The organism is Streptomyces griseorubiginosus (assembly GCF_017614965.1).
In the GTDB taxonomy this organism is placed as follows: Bacteria; Actinomycetota; Actinomycetes; order Streptomycetales; family Streptomycetaceae; genus Streptomyces; species Streptomyces griseorubiginosus_B.
Map to the genome: position 1 here is coordinate 1 of NZ_WVUG01000175.1, position 18,453 is coordinate 18,453.

16 protein-coding genes are annotated in these 18,453 nt (G+C 71.6%); 9 read left to right on the forward strand and 7 right to left on the reverse strand.

Translation table 11 applies throughout. From position 1 onward, the window contains the following. Positions 1-25: 25 nt before the first annotated feature. From GRC12_RS27890 to GRC12_RS27905, 4 genes are read right to left on the reverse strand one after another with little or no spacing between them, the layout of a single operon-like run. Positions 26-481 (reverse strand): MarR family winged helix-turn-helix transcriptional regulator, encoded by a 456-nt coding sequence (locus GRC12_RS27890; RefSeq protein ID WP_208782131.1) that lies wholly within the window; start codon positions 479-481, stop codon positions 26-28. Then, on the reverse strand, positions 478-1,236 hold the full coding sequence (locus GRC12_RS27895) for an energy-coupling factor ABC transporter ATP-binding protein (protein ID WP_208782132.1): 759 nt from the start codon (positions 1,234-1,236) through the stop codon (positions 478-480). The genes GRC12_RS27890 and GRC12_RS27895 overlap by 4 nt, the downstream gene beginning before the upstream one ends. 22 nt (positions 1,237-1,258) lie before the next feature. Continuing rightward, positions 1,259-2,020, reverse strand: coding sequence for a cobalt ECF transporter T component CbiQ (cbiQ, locus tag GRC12_RS27900; RefSeq protein WP_208782133.1), 762 nt, complete (start codon positions 2,018-2,020; stop codon positions 1,259-1,261). A gap of 1 nt (position 2,021) precedes the next feature. Further along, positions 2,022-3,080, reverse strand: coding sequence for an energy-coupling factor ABC transporter permease (locus tag GRC12_RS27905; RefSeq protein WP_208782134.1), 1,059 nt, complete (start codon positions 3,078-3,080; stop codon positions 2,022-2,024). A gap of 179 nt (positions 3,081-3,259) precedes the next feature. On the opposite strand from GRC12_RS27905, the gene GRC12_RS27910 reads away from it, so the two are divergent. After that, complete coding sequence (locus GRC12_RS27910) at positions 3,260-3,610, forward strand: SsgA family sporulation/cell division regulator (RefSeq protein WP_208782135.1); 351 nt, start codon at positions 3,260-3,262, stop codon at positions 3,608-3,610. A gap of 32 nt (positions 3,611-3,642) precedes the next feature. Here GRC12_RS27910 and GRC12_RS27915 read toward each other — a convergent pair whose 3' ends face one another. The 3 genes from GRC12_RS27915 to GRC12_RS27925 form a co-directional block, all read right to left on the reverse strand. Further along, complete coding sequence (locus tag GRC12_RS27915; RefSeq protein ID WP_208782136.1) at positions 3,643-5,319, reverse strand: penicillin-binding transpeptidase domain-containing protein; 1,677 nt, start codon at positions 5,317-5,319, stop codon at positions 3,643-3,645. Between the two features lie 93 nt (positions 5,320-5,412). Next, complete coding sequence (locus tag GRC12_RS27920) at positions 5,413-7,038, reverse strand: penicillin-binding transpeptidase domain-containing protein (protein ID WP_208782137.1); 1,626 nt, start codon at positions 7,036-7,038, stop codon at positions 5,413-5,415. A 110-nt stretch (positions 7,039-7,148) separates the two neighbouring features. Further along, positions 7,149-8,888, reverse strand: coding sequence for a dolichyl-phosphate-mannose--protein mannosyltransferase (locus GRC12_RS27925; protein WP_208782138.1), 1,740 nt, complete (start codon positions 8,886-8,888; stop codon positions 7,149-7,151). A 96-nt stretch (positions 8,889-8,984) separates the two neighbouring features. Here GRC12_RS27925 and rsmI point away from each other — a divergent pair, with 96 nt between their 5' ends. The 8 genes from rsmI (at position 8,985) to GRC12_RS27965 (ending at position 18,111) form a co-directional block, all read left to right on the forward strand. Further along, positions 8,985-9,845, forward strand: a complete 861-nt coding sequence (gene rsmI / locus GRC12_RS27930) for a 16S rRNA (cytidine(1402)-2'-O)-methyltransferase (RefSeq protein WP_208782139.1) — start codon at positions 8,985-8,987, stop codon at positions 9,843-9,845. Between the two features lie 244 nt (positions 9,846-10,089). After that, the gene (locus tag GRC12_RS27935) at positions 10,090-10,527 is read left to right on the forward strand and encodes a hypothetical protein (protein ID WP_208782140.1); all 438 of its coding nucleotides are present in this window, start codon (positions 10,090-10,092) and stop codon (positions 10,525-10,527) included. Positions 10,528-10,574: 47 nt separating this feature from the next. After that, a complete protein-coding gene (locus GRC12_RS27940; RefSeq protein WP_208782141.1) occupies positions 10,575-11,477 on the forward strand; it encodes a TatD family hydrolase in 903 nt (300 codons plus the stop codon). 120 nt (positions 11,478-11,597) lie between these two features. Next, complete coding sequence (locus GRC12_RS27945) at positions 11,598-12,986, forward strand: resuscitation-promoting factor (protein ID WP_208782142.1); 1,389 nt, start codon at positions 11,598-11,600, stop codon at positions 12,984-12,986. A 60-nt stretch (positions 12,987-13,046) separates the two neighbouring features. Continuing rightward, the gene (gene rsmA / locus GRC12_RS27950) at positions 13,047-13,964 is read left to right on the forward strand and encodes a 16S rRNA (adenine(1518)-N(6)/adenine(1519)-N(6))-dimethyltransferase RsmA (protein WP_208782143.1); all 918 of its coding nucleotides are present in this window, start codon (positions 13,047-13,049) and stop codon (positions 13,962-13,964) included. Continuing rightward, positions 13,961-14,860, forward strand: coding sequence for a 4-(cytidine 5'-diphospho)-2-C-methyl-D-erythritol kinase (locus tag GRC12_RS27955; protein ID WP_208782144.1), 900 nt, complete (start codon positions 13,961-13,963; stop codon positions 14,858-14,860). Before rsmA ends, GRC12_RS27955 begins: the two co-directional genes overlap by 4 nt. A gap of 169 nt (positions 14,861-15,029) precedes the next feature. Then, entirely contained in the window at positions 15,030-16,175 is a 1,146-nt protein-coding gene (locus GRC12_RS27960) for a peptidoglycan recognition protein family protein (RefSeq protein ID WP_308286656.1), read from the forward strand. Positions 16,176-16,305: 130 nt separating this feature from the next. Beyond that, complete coding sequence (locus GRC12_RS27965) at positions 16,306-18,111, forward strand: ABC-F family ATP-binding cassette domain-containing protein (protein ID WP_208782145.1); 1,806 nt, start codon at positions 16,306-16,308, stop codon at positions 18,109-18,111. Positions 18,112-18,453: the final 342 nt, after the last annotated feature.

Genomic DNA, 18,453 nt, shown 5'->3' on the forward strand with positions numbered 1-18,453 from the left:
GGTAGCGACCGGGGGTAACCCGAGGTCAGGGGGTGACGGCGCGGGCGAGCTGCCACAACTCCTCGCGCAACCTCGCGACCCCTGCGGTGTCCAGACCGGTCGCCGTGAGGAGTGCGCCGGGGACGCGCGCCGCGCGCTCCCTCAGTTCCTCTCCACGCCCCGTGCACGCGACGAGCACCGAGCGCTCGTCATGGGCCGCGCGCTCCCGGCGCACGACCCCGGCGCTCTCCAGCCGCTTGAGCAACGGCGACACCGTGCCGTAGTCGAGGCGCAGCGCGGCGGCGAGCTCCTTCACCGTCGTCTCGCCGCGCTCCCACAGCACGAGCAGGACGAGGTACTGCGGGTAGGTGAGACCGAGTTCCTCCAGCACCGGGCGGTACGCGGCCGTCACGGCGCGCTGGGCGGCGTACAGCGCGAAGCACAGCTGGTCGTCGAGGAGCAGCGACCCGACGGCGAGTTCGTCCTCGTCCTGGTTCGTCACGCGCCCATTGTCACGGACTGCGGGTCGAAGCCGAAGGGCAGTTCCAGGCGGTGGGCGCGCATGAGGGCCTCGTCGGACAGGAGCGCGCCGGTGGGGCCGTCCGCGGCGATGACGCCGTCGCTGAGGATCAGGGAGCGCGGGCACAGCTCCAGGGCGTACGGCAGGTCGTGCGTGACCATGAGGACGGTGACGTCCAACGCGCGCAGGATGTCGGCCAGTTCGCGGCGGGAGGCGGGGTCGAGGTTGGAGGAGGGCTCGTCCAGGACGAGGATCTCCGGTTCCATGGCGAGGACGGTCGCCACGGCGACCCGGCGGCGCTGCCCGAAGGAGAGGTGGTGCGGGGGCCGGTCCGCGAAGTCCTCCATGCCGACCTTTTCCAGCGCCGCACGCACGCGTGCCTCGAGTTCCGTGCCCCTGACCCCGGCCGCCGCGGGCCCGAAGGCCACGTCCTCGCGGACCGTCGGCATGAAGAGCTGGTCGTCGGGGTCCTGGAAGACGATGCCGACCCGGCGCCGGATCTCCGCCATGTGCCGCTTGCCGACGGGCAGCCCGGCGACCGTCACCGTGCCCGCGCCGCCGGTCAGGATGCCGTTGAGATGCAGGACGAGGGTGGTCTTGCCGGCACCGTTCGGGCCGAGCAGCGCGACCCGTTCGCCGCGCGCGACGGTGAAGTCCACGCCGAACAGGGCCTGGTGGCCGTCGGGGTAGGCGAAGGCGAGGCCGGAGACCTCCAGGGAGGCGGGAGCAGTGGTCACAGGGTCCGTCCCGGAGCAGTGGTCACAGGGTCCATCCCAGCAGGCAGACGACAAGGGCGGCGAGGGGCAGCGCAAGGGCGTGCGACCACTGTGCGCGGGACGCGGTCACCTCGTCGATGACCGGCATCGAGCCGGCGTACCCGCGGCTGACCATGGCCAGATGGACGCGCTCCCCGCGCTCGTAGGAGCGGATGAACAGGGCGCCCGCGCTCTTCGCGAGCACCCCCCAGTGCCGCACGCCCCGCGCCTCGAACCCGCGCGACTCGCGTGCGATCCGCATGCGCCGCATCTCGTCCGTGATGACGTCGCCGTAACGGATCATGAAGGACGCGATCTGGACCAGCAGCGGCGGGAGCTTCAGCCGCTGCAGGCCGAGGAGGAGTTCGCGCAGTTCGGTGGTGGACGCCAGGAGCACGGACGCGGCGACGCCCAGCGTGCCCTTGGCGAGCACGTTCCACGCGCCCCACAGGCCGTTCACGCTCAGGGACAGCCCGAGTACGTCCACCCGTTCGCCCTCCGCCACGAACGGCATCAGCACCGCGAAGGCCACGAACGGCACCTCGATCAGCAGCCGCTTCAGCAGGAACCCGGCGGGCACGCGCGCGTGGTGCGCGACGAAGCCCAGCAGGCCGGCGTACACGCCGAACGCCCACATCGCCTCGCGCGGGGTCGACACGACGACCACCACGAACGCGAAGGCGGCGGCCAGCTTGGTGTGGGGCGGCAGGGCGTGCACGGGGGAGTGCCCGTGCCGGTAGAGCCGGTGTGCGTGTCCGGCGCCCATGTCAGACGGCGCTCGTGTTCGTCGGCGAGACGTCCGGCGTACGCCGCCGGCGCACAACCCAGAACACCGCGCTTCCCGCTACGACGGTCACGCCCACGCCGATCACGCCCGCCAGCCCCCCGGACAGGCGGGCGTTCTCGACGTCCTTCACCCCGTAGTCGGCGAGCGGGGAGTCCGCCGACGCGTGCTTCTCGGTCTTGCTGTCCAGGCCCTTGTCATGGGCGACCTTCTCCAGGCCGTCGGGGTCGGAGGAGGCGTAGAAGCTGACGACACCGGCGAGGAGGAGGGAGGTGGCGAGGCCGGTGATCCACAGCGCGCGGCGGGAGGTGCGCGCCGCGACGGGTGCCGTGCGCGCCCCGTCGGGCGCGGGCACGTCGACCAGCGCGCCGTCCACCCGCAGCTTCAGTCGCTGTCGCAGGCCGCGCGCGCCGTGCACGAGATCCGGGCGCACGGCGATCACCGCGCCCACCGTGAGCGCCGTGATGACCGCCTCGCCGAGACCGATCAGCACGTGCACGCCGATCATCGCGGTGGCGACCTTGCCGAGGGAGACGTCGGTGGTGCCGCCGACGGCGTAGATCAGCGTGAAGGCGACCGCGGCGGCCGGCACCGAGACCAGCGCGGCGACGAAGGACGCGACCGTGACCGAGCGCCGCCCGCGCGGGAGCACCTTCACCAGGACGCGGAAGACGGCGTACGAGACGACGGTCGTGACGATCGCCATGTCGGTGATGTTCACGCCGAGCGCGGTCAGTCCGCCGTCCGCGAAGAGGATGCCCTGCATGAGCAGCACCACGGACACGCACAGCACCCCGGTGAAGGGCCCGACGAGGATCGCAGCCAGCGCACCTCCCAGCAGATGGCCGCTGGTCCCCGCGGCGACGGGGAAGTTCAGCATCTGCACGGCGAAGATGAACGCGGCGACCAGTCCGGCCAGCGGTGCCGTGCGCTCGTCCAGTTCCCGGCGCGCACCGCGCAGGCTCACCGCGACCGCGGCGGCGGCGACCACGCCGGTCGCGGCGGAGGTGGGGGCGTCGATGAATCCGTCAGGTACATGCACCGTTCGATCATAGACGGTTATTGCGAACCCTTTGCAAGAGCCAGGAAGTCGTGGGTCGCGCTGACCGTGCTGTGAGATGTCCGACGTCAAGGGGCGCGATCGGGAAAATATGGGACATTGGAGAAGGGGGTGGACGCACAGCTTCCACACAGGTAACGCAGCGTGAGAGGGCCGTCACGATGTCCGTAGTCGAACAGTACGCACGAGCCCACATCGTCACGGACGCCGCGATACCGGAGGACGAGACGATTCCCGTCGTCCTGCGCTACGACCCCGACTCCGACCCGCGTTCGGTACGGGTCAGGCTCCCGGGCACTCACGACGAGTGGACGTTCTCCCGCTCCCTCCTCGAACAGGGTCTGCGGGCCCCGGCCGGCAGCGGCGAGGTCCGCGTCTGGCCGTGCGGGCGGGTGCAGGCCGTCGTGGAACTGCACTCCGCCCAGGGCGTCTCGGTCGTGCAGTTCGAGACCAAGACCCTGATGAGGTTCCTGCGCCGCACCTACCTGGCGACGGCGCCGGTCACAAGCTGACCGCGGCCGGGGTCACCCGCTGAACGCGGCCGTCAGCCGCCCATCCTCAGCAGCGCCGCCACCATCGGCCCGGCCGTGTCGCCGCCGTGGCCGCCCGCCTGGACCACGCCCGCCGCGACGAGGTCGCCGCGGTACGCGGTGAACCAGCCGTTCGGCTTCTTCTGGCCGTCGACCTCCGCGGAGCCCGTCTTGGCGCCGTAGTTCGGGCCGAGACCCGCCATCGCCTTGGCGGCCGTGCCGTACGCCGCCGTGTACTGCATGACCTCCTTCAGCTGGGCCTGCGTCTGCGCGGACATCGTGCGCGAGGCCTTGGCCAGCGTGCGGTGGTCGACGCTCGGGGAGACCAGGTACGGCTGGCGGAAGACGCCCGACTCGACCGTGGCCGCCACCGAGGCCATGTTCAGCGGGTTCATCCGCACCCCGCCCTGCCCGATCAGCGAGGCGCCCATCTGCGCGCCGCTCTGCACCGGGATCGAGCCGTCGAAGGTCGGGACGCCGATGGCCCAGTTGTTCATGCCGAGGCCGTAGACCTGCTGGGCCTCCTCCGTCAGGGAGCTGTTGGTCAGCTTCGGGGCGAAGTTGATGAAGGCGTTGTTGCAGGAGGCGCCGAAGGCCAGCTTGAAGGAGCCCTGCTTGATCTCGGAGTCGTCGTCGTTGTGGAAGGTCCACCCGGCGAGCTTGTACGTCTTGGGGCAGGGATGCGAGGCGTCCGGGGTGATCAGGTTCTTCTCGAACAGCATCGTCGAGGTCACGATCTTCATCGTGGAGCCGGGCGCCAGCGAGCCCTGGAAGGCCACGTTGAAGCCGTGGGAGGCGTTCGCGACGGCGAGGATCTCACCCGTCGAAGGGCGGATCACCACCACCGACGACTTCGCCTGCTTGGTCACCTGCTGCTCGGCCGCGGCCTGGAACGTCGGGCTCAGCGTCGTCTTCACCGAACCCGGCGTGCCCTTGGTCAGCGTCAGCAGCGTCTTGTCGGACAGCTTGGCCTTCTTGGACGCCGCGCCCCGCACCACGTCAAGCTCGACGCCCGCCTTGCCGCCGGCGATCTTGCCGTACTTCTCGCGCAGGCCGTCCAGGACGGGCCCCAGCGACGGGTACTTGGCGGTGGTCAGCTCGCCGCCGTCACGGTCGTACGCCTTGACCGGCGGGGTTCCGGACTCGCCGGTGACCAGCTTGTCGCCGTCCTCGAGGTCGGGGTGGACGACCGCGGCGTGCCAGTCGACCAGCGGCTTGCCGTCCGCCTTGTTCCGTACGACCGTCAGCGCGCTCTGGTAGGCGAGCGGCTTGCTGGTGCCCTTGTACGACACCGTGCCCTTCACGGAGAAGGGCACCTTGTCGCCGACGGGCGTGCCGGGGGTGAGCGTGACGCCCGTGATGTGGGCGTCCTTGGTGTAGCCGGTCAGCAGCGAGCCGGCCGCGGTGGCGTCGTTCGTGACGGCGGCGGCCTGCGCGGCCTTCCCCTGCTGCCAGGAGGTGAGGAACTTCGTCGCGGTCGTCTGGACCTCGGTCGCCGACAGGGGGCCGGTCTTGACGGCCTTGTGGTCGGCACCCGAGGAGGACGAGCCCGCCCGGTCGTCGGCCGCGGCCCCGCCGCCCCACAGCGCGTAGACGCCGAAGGCGGCGCCGCCGACGACCACGGCGATCATCCCGCCGACGACGGCGGGCCTGGTCTTCCGTCGCTCGGCGACGCGCCTTCTGTTGCCCACGTTCCCGTTCCTCCGAGAATTCCCAGGGTCCCCGTTGCCCTCATCCATCCCAACGACGCCAACAGCCTAGAGTCCCGTCCTGTGCGGGTGACGTCAGCCGGCACTCCGTAGCACAGCTGCGACAATCGGACCGGCCGCCGTCCCGCCGTGGCCGCCCTCCTCGGTCATGGCCGCCGCGGCGACGTCGTTGCGGAAACCGGTGAACCAACTGTTCGACACGGCCTGTCCGTCGACCTCGGCGGAACCGGTCTTCGCGCCGATGTCACCGCCGAGCCCGGCCATGGCCTGGGCGGCCGTCCCCTGCGTGGCGGTGAGCCGCATCATCTGCTTGAGCTGGGACGACGTGCTCGCGGACAGACCCTTGGCGGTGGCGAGTTCGCGGTCGTCGAGCTTGGGGGAGACCAGGTAGGGCTGGCGGAAGGTGCCCGTGACGACGGTCGCCGTGACCGAGGCCATGTTCAGCGGGCTCAGCTGCACCTGCCCCTGGCCGATCGCGTTCGCCGCCCGGTCCGGGCCGCTGACCGCGGGGATCTTGCCGTCGAAGGAGACGATGCCCGTCTTCCAGTTGTTCTGCCCGAGTCCGAACCGTTCCTGGGCCTCCTGCGTGAGCGAGGAGTCGGTGAGCGGCTTCTCGTCGATGAGCTTGATGAAGGCCGTGTTGCACGAGCGCATGAAGCTGTTGGCGAGCGTGGCGTTCTCGTTGGGCTGAAGGCCCTTGAGGTTGGTGAAGGTCTGGCTCTGCCAGGTGGCGGAGGGCGGGCAGGGCGCCGGGCCGTTCATCGAGGTCACGCCGTTGTCGATGAGCATCGCGGCCGTGATGATCTTCATCGTGGAGCCCGGCGCGACCTCGCCCTCGAAGGCCGCGTTGAACTGGTCCTTGCGGTTGTTCGCCACCGCCAGCACCTCACCGGTGCTGGGCTTGACGGCCACCACCGACGACTGGGCGAACTTCTTCACCGCCTTCTCGGCCGCCGCCTGCGCGCTCGCGCTGATCGTGGTCCGCAGCTCGCCCGCCCTGCCCTTGGCGAGGGTCAGCAGCGAGGTGTCGGCGACGCCCTCGGCCTGGTGGTGGATCGCCAGTTCGATCCCGGGCGTGCCGCCCGCCTTGTCGCCGTACCGCTGGCGCAGGGTGTCGAGGATCACCCCGAGCGAGGGGTACTTCTCCTTGGTCAGCACAGCGCCGTTGCGGTCCACCGCCTCGATCTCGGGGCTCGCCGACGGGCCGGTGACCAGGGTGTCGCCCGCCTTCAGCTGCGGATGGAGGACCGACGGCCGCCAGTCCACCAGCGCCCGCCCGGTGGTCTTCCCGCGCACCACCGTCAGCTCGCTCTTGTACGTCAGCGGCTTGGACTTGTTCTCGTACGACACCGTCGCCTTCACCGTGAACGGCACCGTCGCTCCGGTCGCCGCGCCGGGCGTGATCTTCACGTCCGCGATGTGCGCGGTCTCGCCGTAGGCCGCGAGCAGCGGCTCGGCCGCCGTCTGGTTGTTCGTGTACGTCGCCGCCTGCGCCGCCTGTCCCTTCTCCCAGGCCGCGAAGAACTTGGCCGACGCCTCCTTGATCTCGTCGGCGCTCGGCGGTCCCGTCTTCACGCTCGCCGCCCCCGAGCCGCCGTCGTCGTTCAACGCGGACACGATGTTGTAGCCGGCGTACCCCGCGCCACCGACCATCACCGCGAACACGCCGCCTATGACCGCGGCCTTGACCCCCTTGGGCATGAAAGGTCCCTCCCCGTTTCCCCGTTGCGGTCCTCGCACTGTATGGGGCAGGAGGGGGAGCTGTGAGGGGGGTTTCCGTATGTTGTCCGGCCGGGGAGGCGGAAGGTCCGCTATACCCAGGTATCCAGCCACATACGTGAACGCCAGTCGTCGATCGGGATCGCGGTTCCGGTGTACAGGGGCCAGAAGTAGATGAAGTTCCAGGTGATCAGCAGGACCAGTACGCCCGCGCCCGTCGCGCCCGCCACCCGTCGGGTGTCGCTGGAGCCGGGTGGGCCGACGATCGCGCCCAGCAGCATCGCCACCGCCAGGCACAGGAACGGCACGAACACGACGGCGTAGAAGAAGAAGATCGTCCGGTCCTGGTACATGAACCACGGCAGCCAGCCCGCCGCGACCCCGCAGGCGATGGCGCCGGCCCGCCAGTCGCGGCGGAAGAGCCAGCGCCACAGCACGTACAGCAGCGCGAACGCGGCCACCCACCACAGCAGCGGCGTGCCGATCGCGAGGACCTCACGGGCGCACTTCTGGCCGGCGTCGGCGGGGCAGCCGTCCTGGCCGGGCGAGGGCGACTCGTAGAAGAACGACACTGGGCGGCCGTCGACGATCCAGCTCCAGGGGTTGGACATGTACGTGTGCGGCGAGTGCAGGTTGACGTGGAACTCGTAGACCTCGTGCTCGTAGTGCCACAGGCTGCGCAGCCAGTCCGGCAGGAAGGTCCAGTGGCCGCCCTTGCCGTCGGTGGCGGCCCAGTTGCGGAAGTAGCCGCCGGAGCCGTCGCTGGGGGAGAGGATCCAGGCGGTCCAGGAGGCGACGTAGGTCACGACGGCGACCGTGGACATCACCGTCCACGAGATGAGCGACTCGGCGACGAACATCCGGGACAGGCGGTGCCGGGCGCCCGCCACCTTGCGGGAGCCGACGTCCCACAGGACGGTGAGCACGATGAACGCGGCCAGGATGTACATCGCGTTCCACTTGGTGCCGATGGCGAGTCCCATCAGCAGGGCCGCCGCCCAGCGCCAGGGCCGCAGCCCCAGCCACGTGGTCTCGGCGATGTGCGCGTCCGGGCGGACATGGCCCTCGGCGTCCGGCTGGAGCGCCGCCGCGAGTTTCTCCCGCGCCTTGTCCCGGTCGATCACCAGGCAGCCGAACGCCGCCAGCACGAAGAACATCAGCACACCGTCGAGGAGCGAGGTGCGGCTCATGACGTAGTGCAGGCCGTCCACCGCCATCAGACCGCCGGCCAGGCAGCCGAGGAAGGTCGAGCGGAAGATGCGGCGGCCGATCCGGCACAGCATCAGCACCGACAGCGTGCCGAGCAGCGCGGTCATGAACCGCCAGCCGAACGGGTTGAACCCGAACATCAGCTCGCCCAGCCCGATCACGTACTTGCCGACCGGGGGGTGCACCACGTACGCGGCGTCCGCCGGGATGGTGACGTGCCCGTGCGAGGACAGGATCAGGTCGTTGGCGTTCTTGTCCCAGTTGACCTCGAAGCCGCGGTGGACGAGCGCCCAGGAGTCCTTGGCGTAGTACGTCTCGTCGAATATCACCGCCTTCGGGCTGCCCAGGTGCCAGAACCGCAGCACGCCCGCCACCAGCGTGACCAGCAGCGGACCGCCCCAGCCCGACCAGCGCGCGATCCGCCCGGCGAGCGCCGGCGGCACCCCGAGGACCTGCCACAGCCGCGGGCTGGGCTGGACGTACGGCGGCACCAGGCGCTCGCGGACATCGCTTCTGGGCGGCGCGGCATAGCCGAAACGGCGCAGCCGCTGCTGCCACGACGGCCGCTGGTCCTGCGGGCTCTGGCCTTGCCGGGTGTCCGGGGAGGACGCGGTACTGGTCACCGCGCCATCGTAGGGAACCGTTCTGTGTGAGTCCCGTGCATGGCGGGTAAGGGCTCGAACGCGTTCCCTTCCGGCCGCTCCTGGGAGGATGGGGGCGTGACTGGAACCCTTGTCCTCGCGGGCACCCCCATCGGCGACATCGCGGACGCTCCTCCCCGGCTGGCGGAGGAACTGGCCGGGGCGGACGTGGTGGCCGCCGAGGACACCCGGCGCCTCAGGCGCCTGACCCAGGCCCTGGGCGTGACGCCCAAGGGGCGCGTGGTGTCGTACTTCGAGGGCAACGAGTCCGCCCGGACGCCCGAACTGGTCGAGGAACTCGTGGGCGGCGCGCGCGTGCTGCTCGTGACCGACGCCGGCATGCCGTCGGTGTCGGACCCCGGCTACCGGCTGGTCGCCGCCGCCGTCGAGCGGGACGTCCGGGTCACCGCCGTGCCCGGCCCGTCCGCCGTGCTCACCGCGCTCGCGCTGTCGGGGCTGCCCGTGGACCGGTTCTGCTTCGAGGGCTTCCTGCCGCGCAAGGCGGGCGAACGGCTCGGGCGGCTGCGCGAGGTCGCCGGGGAGCGGCGCACGCTCGTCTACTTCGAGGCCCCGCACCGGCTCGACGACACCCTCGCCGCCATGGCCGAGGTGTTCGGGACCGAGCGGCGCGCGGCGGTGTGCCGGGAGCTGACGAAGACGTACGAGGAGGTCAGGCGCGGTCCGCTGGGGGAGCTGGCGGAGTGGGCGGCGCAGGGGGTGCGCGGGGAGATCACCGTGGTGGTGGAGGGGGCGCCCGAGCGGGGCGCGCAGGACGTGAGCGCCGAGGAGCTCGTGCGCCGCGTGCGTCTGCGGGAGGAGGCGGGCGAGCGCCGCAAGGAGGCGATCGCGGCCGTCGCGGTGGAGGCGGGGTTGCCCAAGAGGGAGGTGTTCGACGCGGTTGTGGCCGCGAAGAACGCCGCTTCGGCGAGTGGTTCCTGAGGTGCTCGTGAACTGCGCCACACCCCCTCTGAGCAGGGCGCATCTCCGCTGAGCACGCGCCCCACAGCCAGGCAAAGGACTGTCGTGGAAAGCAAAGCCCCAGGGGGTGGGTGGGGCCGCTTTGGCAAGGAAAGTCCAAATCGACTCCAACAGTCGACAGGCCTGGTGCATTCACGCCGGCGGAAGCGTCCACTGGTTGAAGGGACGCACCCGTCCCTTTGTCCAGCGGACAAGAGGAGCTGGCATGAGTGAGATCGCGGGGCAGACCGGCCTCCGTGGCGCGGCGAGCGCCGTCGTGCACGAGTCGTATTCCTTCGCCTGCATGCGCTGCGGGCACGGCTGGGAGCAGTCGTACGAGATAGAGCACCACACGGACGCCGAGGGCCACGAGTTCGTGATGTACGTGGCGGGCGGACAGGTCGTGCCCTCTCCGCTGTCCAAGCCGACCTGCCTCAACTGCGACGGCCACGTGGTACGGATCATGCGGCCGGGCCAGGTCTCGTCGGTGCGCGAGGCGGCGCACCGCCATCAGCACCGGGCGCCGCAGGCAGGGCCGGTCGAGGCTCCCGAGACGGCGGCCGAGACGGCGGCCGAGGGCACGGAGGGCGTGAAGGCCGGGCAGCGCGACCACCACTGGCACCTGTCGGACCTCCTGCACCCCTTCCAGCGCAAGGCGAGCTGACCGCTCCCCGAGCCGGGCGGGCATGCCCCCTTTCGTAGGATCGGGGCATGCCTTCCTCCACCTCCCGCGGCTCCACCTCCCGCGGCGACAAGAACGCGGCGCCGCCGCTCCCGGAGCCCCTCCGGGTGCCCGTCGCCGACTCCCACACCCACCTCGACATGCAGTCCGGCACGGTGGAGGAGGGACTCGCCAAGGCCGCCGCGGTGGGCGTGACGACGGTCGTGCAGGTCGGCTGCGACATCCGCGGCTCGCGGTGGGCCGCCGAGACCGCGGCGGCGTACGACGCCGTCCACGCGACGGTCGCCCTGCACCCCAACGAGGCGCCGCGCATCGTGCACGGGGACCCCGACGGCTGGTCCCGGCAGGGCGCGCGCGAGGCGGGGGGCGCGGGGGCGCTCGACGAGGCGCTCGCCGAGATCGACCGCCTGGCCGCGCTCCCCCAGGTCAAGGGAGTCGGCGAGACCGGCCTCGACTACTTCCGCACCGGGCCCGCTGGCAAGGACGCGCAGGAGCGCTCCTTCCGCGCCCACATCGAGATCGCCAAGCGGCACGGCAAGGCGCTCGTCATCCACGACCGCGACGCCCATGCCGACGTGCTGCGCGTGCTGAAGGAGGAGGGCGCCCCCGAGCGCACCGTCTTCCACTGCTACTCCGGCGACGCCGAGATGGCCGAGGTGTGCGCGAGCGCCGGGTACTTCATGTCCTTCGCCGGCAACGTCACCTTCAAGAACGCCCAGAACCTGCGGGACGCGGTCGCGGTGGCACCGGCCGAGCTGCTCCTGGTGGAGACGGACGCGCCCTTCCTGACGCCGGCGCCGTACCGCGGACGGCCCAACGCGCCGTATCTCATTCCGGTCACGGTGCGCGCGATGGCCGCCGTGCGCGGCGTCGACGAGGACGCGCTGGCGTCGGCGCTCGCCGCCAACACCGCACGCGCCTTCGGGTACTGACCCGCGCCGACGCATCCGAACACAACTCTGGGTAGCCGCGTCGCTTTGGAGAGTGACGGTCCCTCCGCTAGGTTCTGGGGGCCCTTTTCCGGACCCCTCCGGCCCCTGGAGCGTGTCGGCATGAGCAACTCGCAGCACCAGACGTACGAGCCACTTCCCATGGAGCCCCACACGGACCTGCACGCCGCCGAGACGCTGGCGTACGGGGTGTACACGGCGCCGGTGCCGTACCCGGACACCTACCGTCCCGCGTACGAGGAGGCGCACGGGGCCCGCGTTGCGCACAGGACGCACGAGGCCTACGGCGCCTACGGCGCCCACGACGCCACGCTGCCGGCGCTTCCACGCCAGGAGGTGCGGGAAGGCACGGGGGGCCGGGGTGAGCGCCGGCGCAGGGCGCGCTCCGCGGAGCGCGCGGACGGGCCCGTGCGCCGTCTGCTGCCGCAGGCGCTGGTCGTCGCCTTCCTCGCCGGCGGCACCACCGCCTTCGTCGCCAAGGACAAGGCGGTCGAGCTGACCGTCGACGGCAAGGCGCGCACCCTGCACACCTTCGCCGACGACGTGGAGGAACTGCTCGCGGAGGAGGGCGTCGAGGTGGGGGCGCACGACGTGGTGGCGCCCGCCCCCGGCACGGCGCTCGCCAGCGGCGACGAGGTCGCCGTGCACTACGGGCGCCCGGTCCGGCTCACGATCGACGGGCAGCGGCACGAGGTGTGGACGACGGCGCACACGGTCGAGGAGGCGCTCGGCCAACTGGGCGTGCGCGCCGAGGGGGCGTACCTGTCCATCGCGCGCTCCCATCCCATCGGACGCGCCGGGCTGTCGTTCGACGTGCGTACCGAGCGCGCGGTGACCGTCATGGCCGATGGGCGTGCGCGGACGGTGCGGACGAACGCGGCGACTGTCCGCGAGGTCATCGAGCAGGCCGGTGTCGGTCTGCACGGCGAGGACACCACGTCCGTGCCGGGGGACAGCTTCCCGCGCGACGGGCAGACGGTGACCGTCCTGAGGGTGACCGGCAGCCGGGAGGTGCGGGAGGAGACGATCCCGTTCCGTACGGAGCGGAGGGACGACCCCTCGCTGTTCAAGGGCACGGAGGTCGTCGAGCAGGTGGGGCAGCCGGGGCTGCGGCGGACCACGTACTCGCTGCGGACCGTCAACGGGGTCAGACAGAAGCCCCGCAAGGACGGCTCCGAGGTGGTGCGGCGGCCGCGGAAGCAGATCGTGAAGGTGGGCACGAAGCCGTTGCCGACCTCCGTTTCCGGGGCCGACGGGCTGAACTGGCACGGGCTCGCCGCGTGTGAGTCGGGCGGACGCCCGAACGCGGTGGATCCGTCGGGGACGTACGGAGGGCTGTACCAGTTCGACACCCGGACCTGGCACAGCCTCGGGGGGAGCGGACGGCCGCAGGACGCGCCGGCGGCCGAGCAGACGTTCCGGGCGAAGAAACTGTACGTGCGCCGGGGGGCCACCCCCTGGCCGCACTGCGGGGCGCGGCTGCACGGGTGAGGGCCTGCCCGCGGCCACGGGGGCGCGAAGGCCGCGGTCGCTCCCCGTACCCTTGTCGCCGTGAGCAGTACTCCCTCCCCAGACGCCCTCCTCGGGCCCGCCGACGTCCGTGAGCTCGCGGCCGCCCTCGGGGTGCGCCCCACCAAGCAGCGCGGGCAGAACTTCGTGATCGACGCGAACACCGTGCGCCGTATCGTGCGCACCGCGGAGGTCCGGCCGGACGACGTGGTGGTGGAGGTCGGTCCCGGGCTCGGCTCGCTCACCCTCGCGCTGCTGGAGGTCGCCGACCGCGTCACCGCCGTCGAGATCGACGACGTACTGGCGTCCGCGCTGCCCGCGACCATCGCGGCGCGCATGCCGGAGCGCGCCGGACGATTCGCGCTGGTGCACTCCGACGCGATGCACGTGACCGAACTGCCGGGCCCCGCCCCGACCGCGCTGGTCGCGAACCTGCCGTACAACGTCGCCGTGCCCGTGCTGCTGCACATGCTCGACACCTTCCCGGGCATCGAGCGCACCCTCGTCATGGTGCAGTCGGAGGTCGCCGACCGGCTCGCCGCCGCGCCCGGGTCGAAGGTGTACGGCGTCCCCTCCGTGAAGGCCAACTGGTACGCCGAGGTCAAGCGGGCCGGCGCGATCGGACGGAACGTGTTCTGGCCCGCGCCGAATGTCGACAGCGGGCTGGTGGCGCTGACCCGCAGGACCGAGCCGGTGAAGACCACGGCCTCGAAGAGCGAGGTCTTCGCCGTCGTGGACGCGGCGTTCGCCCAGCGGCGCAAGACGCTGCGCGCGGCGCTCGCCGGGTGGGCGGGCTCGGCCGCGGCGGCGGAGGCCGCCCTGGTCGCCGCCGGTGTGTCCCCGCAGGCCCGCGGAGAGTCCCTCACGGTCGAGGAGTTCGCCCGCATCGCGGAGAACCGGCAGGCCCGCCCCGCCGACAGCACCGACAGCAGCGACACCGAGGAGTCCGGTCTCCAGTGAGCGTCACCGTTCGCGTTCCCGCCAAGGTCAACGTCCAGCTCGCGGTGGGTGCCGCGCGCGCCGATGGATTTCACGACCTGGCCAATGTCTTCCTGGCGGTCGGGCTCTACGACGAGGTGACCGTGGCGCCCGCCGGGGAACTGCGGGTCACCTGCGAGGGGCCGGACGCCGACCAGGTGCCCCTGGACCGTACGAACCTGGCGGCCCGGGCGGCCCTCGCGCTGGCGGAGCGGCGCGGCATCGAGGCGGCCGTGCACATCCACATCGCCAAGGACATCCCGGTCGCCGGCGGCATGGCGGGCGGCAGCGCGGACGGCGCCGGCGCGCTGCTGGCCTGCGACGCGTTGTGGAAGACCGGTGCCTCGCGTGCCGAACTACTCTCCATCTGCGCCGAGTTGGGCAGTGACGTGCCGTTCAGCCTGGTGGGCGGGGCGGCGCTCGGAACCGGGCGCGGCGAGCGGCTGACGGCGCTGGAGGTCGGCGGGAGCTTCCACTGGGTGTTCGCGATGGCCGGGAGGGGGCTGTCGACGCCGGCCGTGTTCCGGGAGTTCGACCGGCTGGCGCAGGGCCGCGACATCCCGGAGCCGGTGGCCTCGCAGCCGCTGCTCGACGCCCTCGCCAAGGGCGACCCGGACGCGCTCGCCGCCGCCGTCTCCAACGATCTGCAGCCCGCGGCGATCTCCCTCTTCCCCGAACTCGCCGACACCCTCGCGGCGGGCCGCACGGCCGGCGCGCTTGCCGCGCTGGTCTCCGGCTCGGGCCCGACGACCGCGTTCCTCGCCCGTGACCCCGAGTCGGCGGCCAAGGTGGCGGAGGCGCTGCGGAGTTCGGGCACCTGCGCCACGGTCCGCACGGCCGCGGGCCCGGCGCCGGGAGCGACCGTGGTCAAGGGCTGACGGCAGTCCGCGCCGCCGTGGTCGGGGTGCTGCGACCACGTCGTACCCGACCGGTGATCTTCGCTCGATCTCCACAGGGATGTACTGCGACCGTGGTACGTGGGTGACGGATGGGGCGGCTAGGGTCCGTTGATACTTCAAGCGCCTGGTCGACCGAAGGATCGAGTTCGTGCCCCAGCCCCCTACGCCCCCTACGCCCTCCACGCTCCCTGTGCCGCCCACCTCCTCGCACCGCAGGACGCGTTCCCTCTCCCGTCGTGGTGTCATCGCCGGTGCCACGGCCGTGGCCGGCGGGGCCGCGCTGACGCCGGTGGTGTTCGCGGCCACCGACTCCGGCGCCGCTGGTACCACCGACTCCGGGAACGCCGGATCCGCGACCGAGCCGGAGACGTTCCCGGCCACCCGTACCGCCGCCGCGACCGGCCCCGGTACGGCCACCACCTCCTTCGCCGCGACCTACGTCGGCGTCCGTTGGAGCGGGGCCGCCGCCGGCGCGGGCATCCGCTTCCCGGGTGACGCAGCCTTCCGGACGCTCGGCGGCGGCTGCGCGACCGTCGACGGCGGCGGTACGGCCCTGGTGGCGGCCGGCAACGCCAAGACGTACGACGTCGAGGCGCCGGACGGGACGACGCAGGTGCGCTCGCTGGCGATCGACACCCTGCGCGGCCCGGACCGCAGCGTCGAGGTGCCGAGCGAGCCCACGCGCGTGCGTGGCGTGCGGTATCTGTCGCGGCCGGCCTGGGGCGCCGACGAGTCCAAGCGGTACAAGGACGGCCAGGTCAACTCGCCGGAGAAGTACTACGCGTTGCAGTCGATCACGGTGCACCACACGGACACCCCGAACGACGACCCGGACCCGGCGGCGACCGTCCGCGCGATCTACGAGTACCACGCGGTCACCCTGGACTGGGGCGACATCGGCTACCACTTCCTGATCGACGAGGCCGGCAACGTCTACGAGGGCCGTTACTCCGGCGACGACGGCATCCCGGCCTTCGACGCGGCCGGCGACGTCGTCACCGCCTTCCACACCGCGGGCTTCAACTCCGGCAACCTCGGCATCGCCCTCATCGGCACCCTCGTCGACCAGGGGCCCACGGACGCCGCCAAGGCCTCGCTGACCCGGCTGATCAAGGTGATCGCCCGCTTCAAGGGCCTCGACCCGCAGGCGAGGATCACCTACACCAACCCGGTCAACGGCGTCACCAAGGACGTCACCACGGTCAGCGGCCACCGCGACTGGCTCCAGACCGACTGCCCCGGCCAGACGATGTACGACCTCCTGGACGAGGTCCGCACGGCCGCGTCCCGCTGACCCCGGGGGTTTTCCACACCCCGAGGTCCCCCCAGCCCGAGGTTTTCCACAGGCCACCCCGCTCGGGATCGGTCACCGATCGGCGCGCACTACGCTGGGAGGCTGATCGATCCCCCCGGGCAGGAGAGAAATGGCCGTCAATCTGGTCAATGTCGAGAACGTCAGCAAGGTGTACGGCACACGTGCCCTCCTCGACGGCGTCTCCCTCGGCGTCTCCGAAGGCGACCGGATCGGGGTGGTCGGCCGCAACGGCGACGGCAAGACGACGCTGATCCGGATGCTGGCCAAGCTGGAGGAGGCCGACACCGGGCGCGTGACGCACTCCGGCGGGCTGCGCCTTGGCGTGCTCACGCAGCACGACTCCCTCGACCCCACCGCCACCGTGCGGCACGAGGTCATCCGGGACATGGCCGACCACGAGTGGGCGGGCAACGCCAAGATCCGGGACGTGCTCACCGGGCTCTTCGGCGGGCTCGACCTCCCCGGGTTCCCGCAGGGGCTCGACACCGTCATCGCGCCCCTGTCCGGCGGTGAGCGCCGCCGTATCGCGCTGGCCAAGCTGCTCATCGAGGAGCAGGACCTGGTCGTCCTCGACGAGCCGACCAACCACCTGGACGTCGAGGGCATCGCCTGGCTGGCGAAGCACCTGCGCGAGCGCCGCTCCGCGCTGGTCTGCGTCACGCACGACCGCTGGTTCCTCGACCAGGTCTGCACGCGCATGTGGGACGTGCAGAAGGGCGACGTCTACGAGTACGAGGGCGGCTACTCGGACTACGTCTTCGCGCGTGCCGAGCGCGAGCGCATCGCCGCGACCGAGGAGGCCAAGCGGCAGAACCTGGTCCGCAAGGAGCTGGCCTGGCTCAGGCGCGGTGCACCCGCGCGGACGTCCAAGCCGCGCTTCCGCGTCGAGGCCGCCAACGAGCTCATCAAGGACGTGCCGCCGCCCCGGGACAGCAGTGAGCTGATGAAGTTCGCGTCCTCGCGGCTCGGCAAGACGGTCTTCGACCTCGAGGACGTCACCGTGCAGGCCGGCCCCAAGGTGCTGCTCAAGCACGTGACCTGGCAGCTCGGCCCCGGCGACCGCATCGGCCTGGTCGGTGTCAACGGCGCCGGCAAGACCTCCCTGCTGCGGGCGATGGCGGACGCGGCCCGCAGCGAGGGCGAGACCCAGCCCGCCGGCGGCCGCGTCACCGTCGGCAGGACCGTCAAGCTCGCCTACCTCTCCCAGGAGGTCGCCGAGCTGAACCCGAACACCCGGGTCCTGGAAGCCGTCCAGCAGGTGCGCGAGCGCGTCGACCTCGGCAAGGGCCGGGAGATGACCGCCGGTCAGCTGTGCGAGACGTTCGGCTTCAACAAGGAGAAGCAGTGGACGCCGGTCGGCGACCTCTCCGGCGGTGAGCGCCGCCGGCTGCAGCTGCTGCGCCTGCTGATGGACGAGCCCAACGTCCTCTTCCTCGACGAGCCCACCAACGACCTCGACATCGAGACCCTCACCCAGCTCGAGGACCTCCTCGACGGCTGGCCCGGCTCGATGATCGTTATCTCCCACGACCGGTTCTTCATCGAGCGCACCACGGACCGCGTGTTCGCCCTCCTCGGCGACGCCACCCTGCGGATGCTGCCGCGCGGCATCGACGAGTACCTGGAGCGCCGGCGGCGGATGGAGGAGGCGGTCGCGGCGGCCGCGACGCCCGCCGCGGAGAAGCCGGCGCCCGAGCGGAGCGCCGCCGACCAGCGCGCCGCAAAGAAAGAACTCCAGAAGATCGAGCGGCAGTTGGACAAGGTCTCCGAGCGGGAGACCAAGCTGCACGCCCAGATCGCCGAGAACGCCACGGACTTCGCGAAGGTGGCCGAACTGGACGCGGAGCTGCGGGAGTTGGGAGGCCAGCGCGAGGAGCTGGAGCTGCGCTGGCTGGAACTCGCCGACGACGCGTGAAGGCGCGTAACAGGGGTATCACGGGCCGGTCGTCCCTTGGGAACAGGGGATGAACCGGCCCCGTGCGTTGTCGGTGGCGGGTGATAGAAAGGGCCGCCTGAGAGTTTTCTGAGTACGACGCCGGGTCACCGCGTACGTCAGGGCGTGGCCGGAAATCAGTGATCGAACGGGGGAGAGGCGCTGATGGCTCAGCCGCCCAGTCAGCCGCCGCAGGGCGGCTTCGGAGCACCGCAGGACCAGCCGCCGCACCAACCGCAGCAGCAACTTCAGCCCCCGCAGGGCGCATTCGGAGCGCCCCCGCCTCCGCAGGGCCCGCCGCAGACACCACCGCCACCCCAGGGC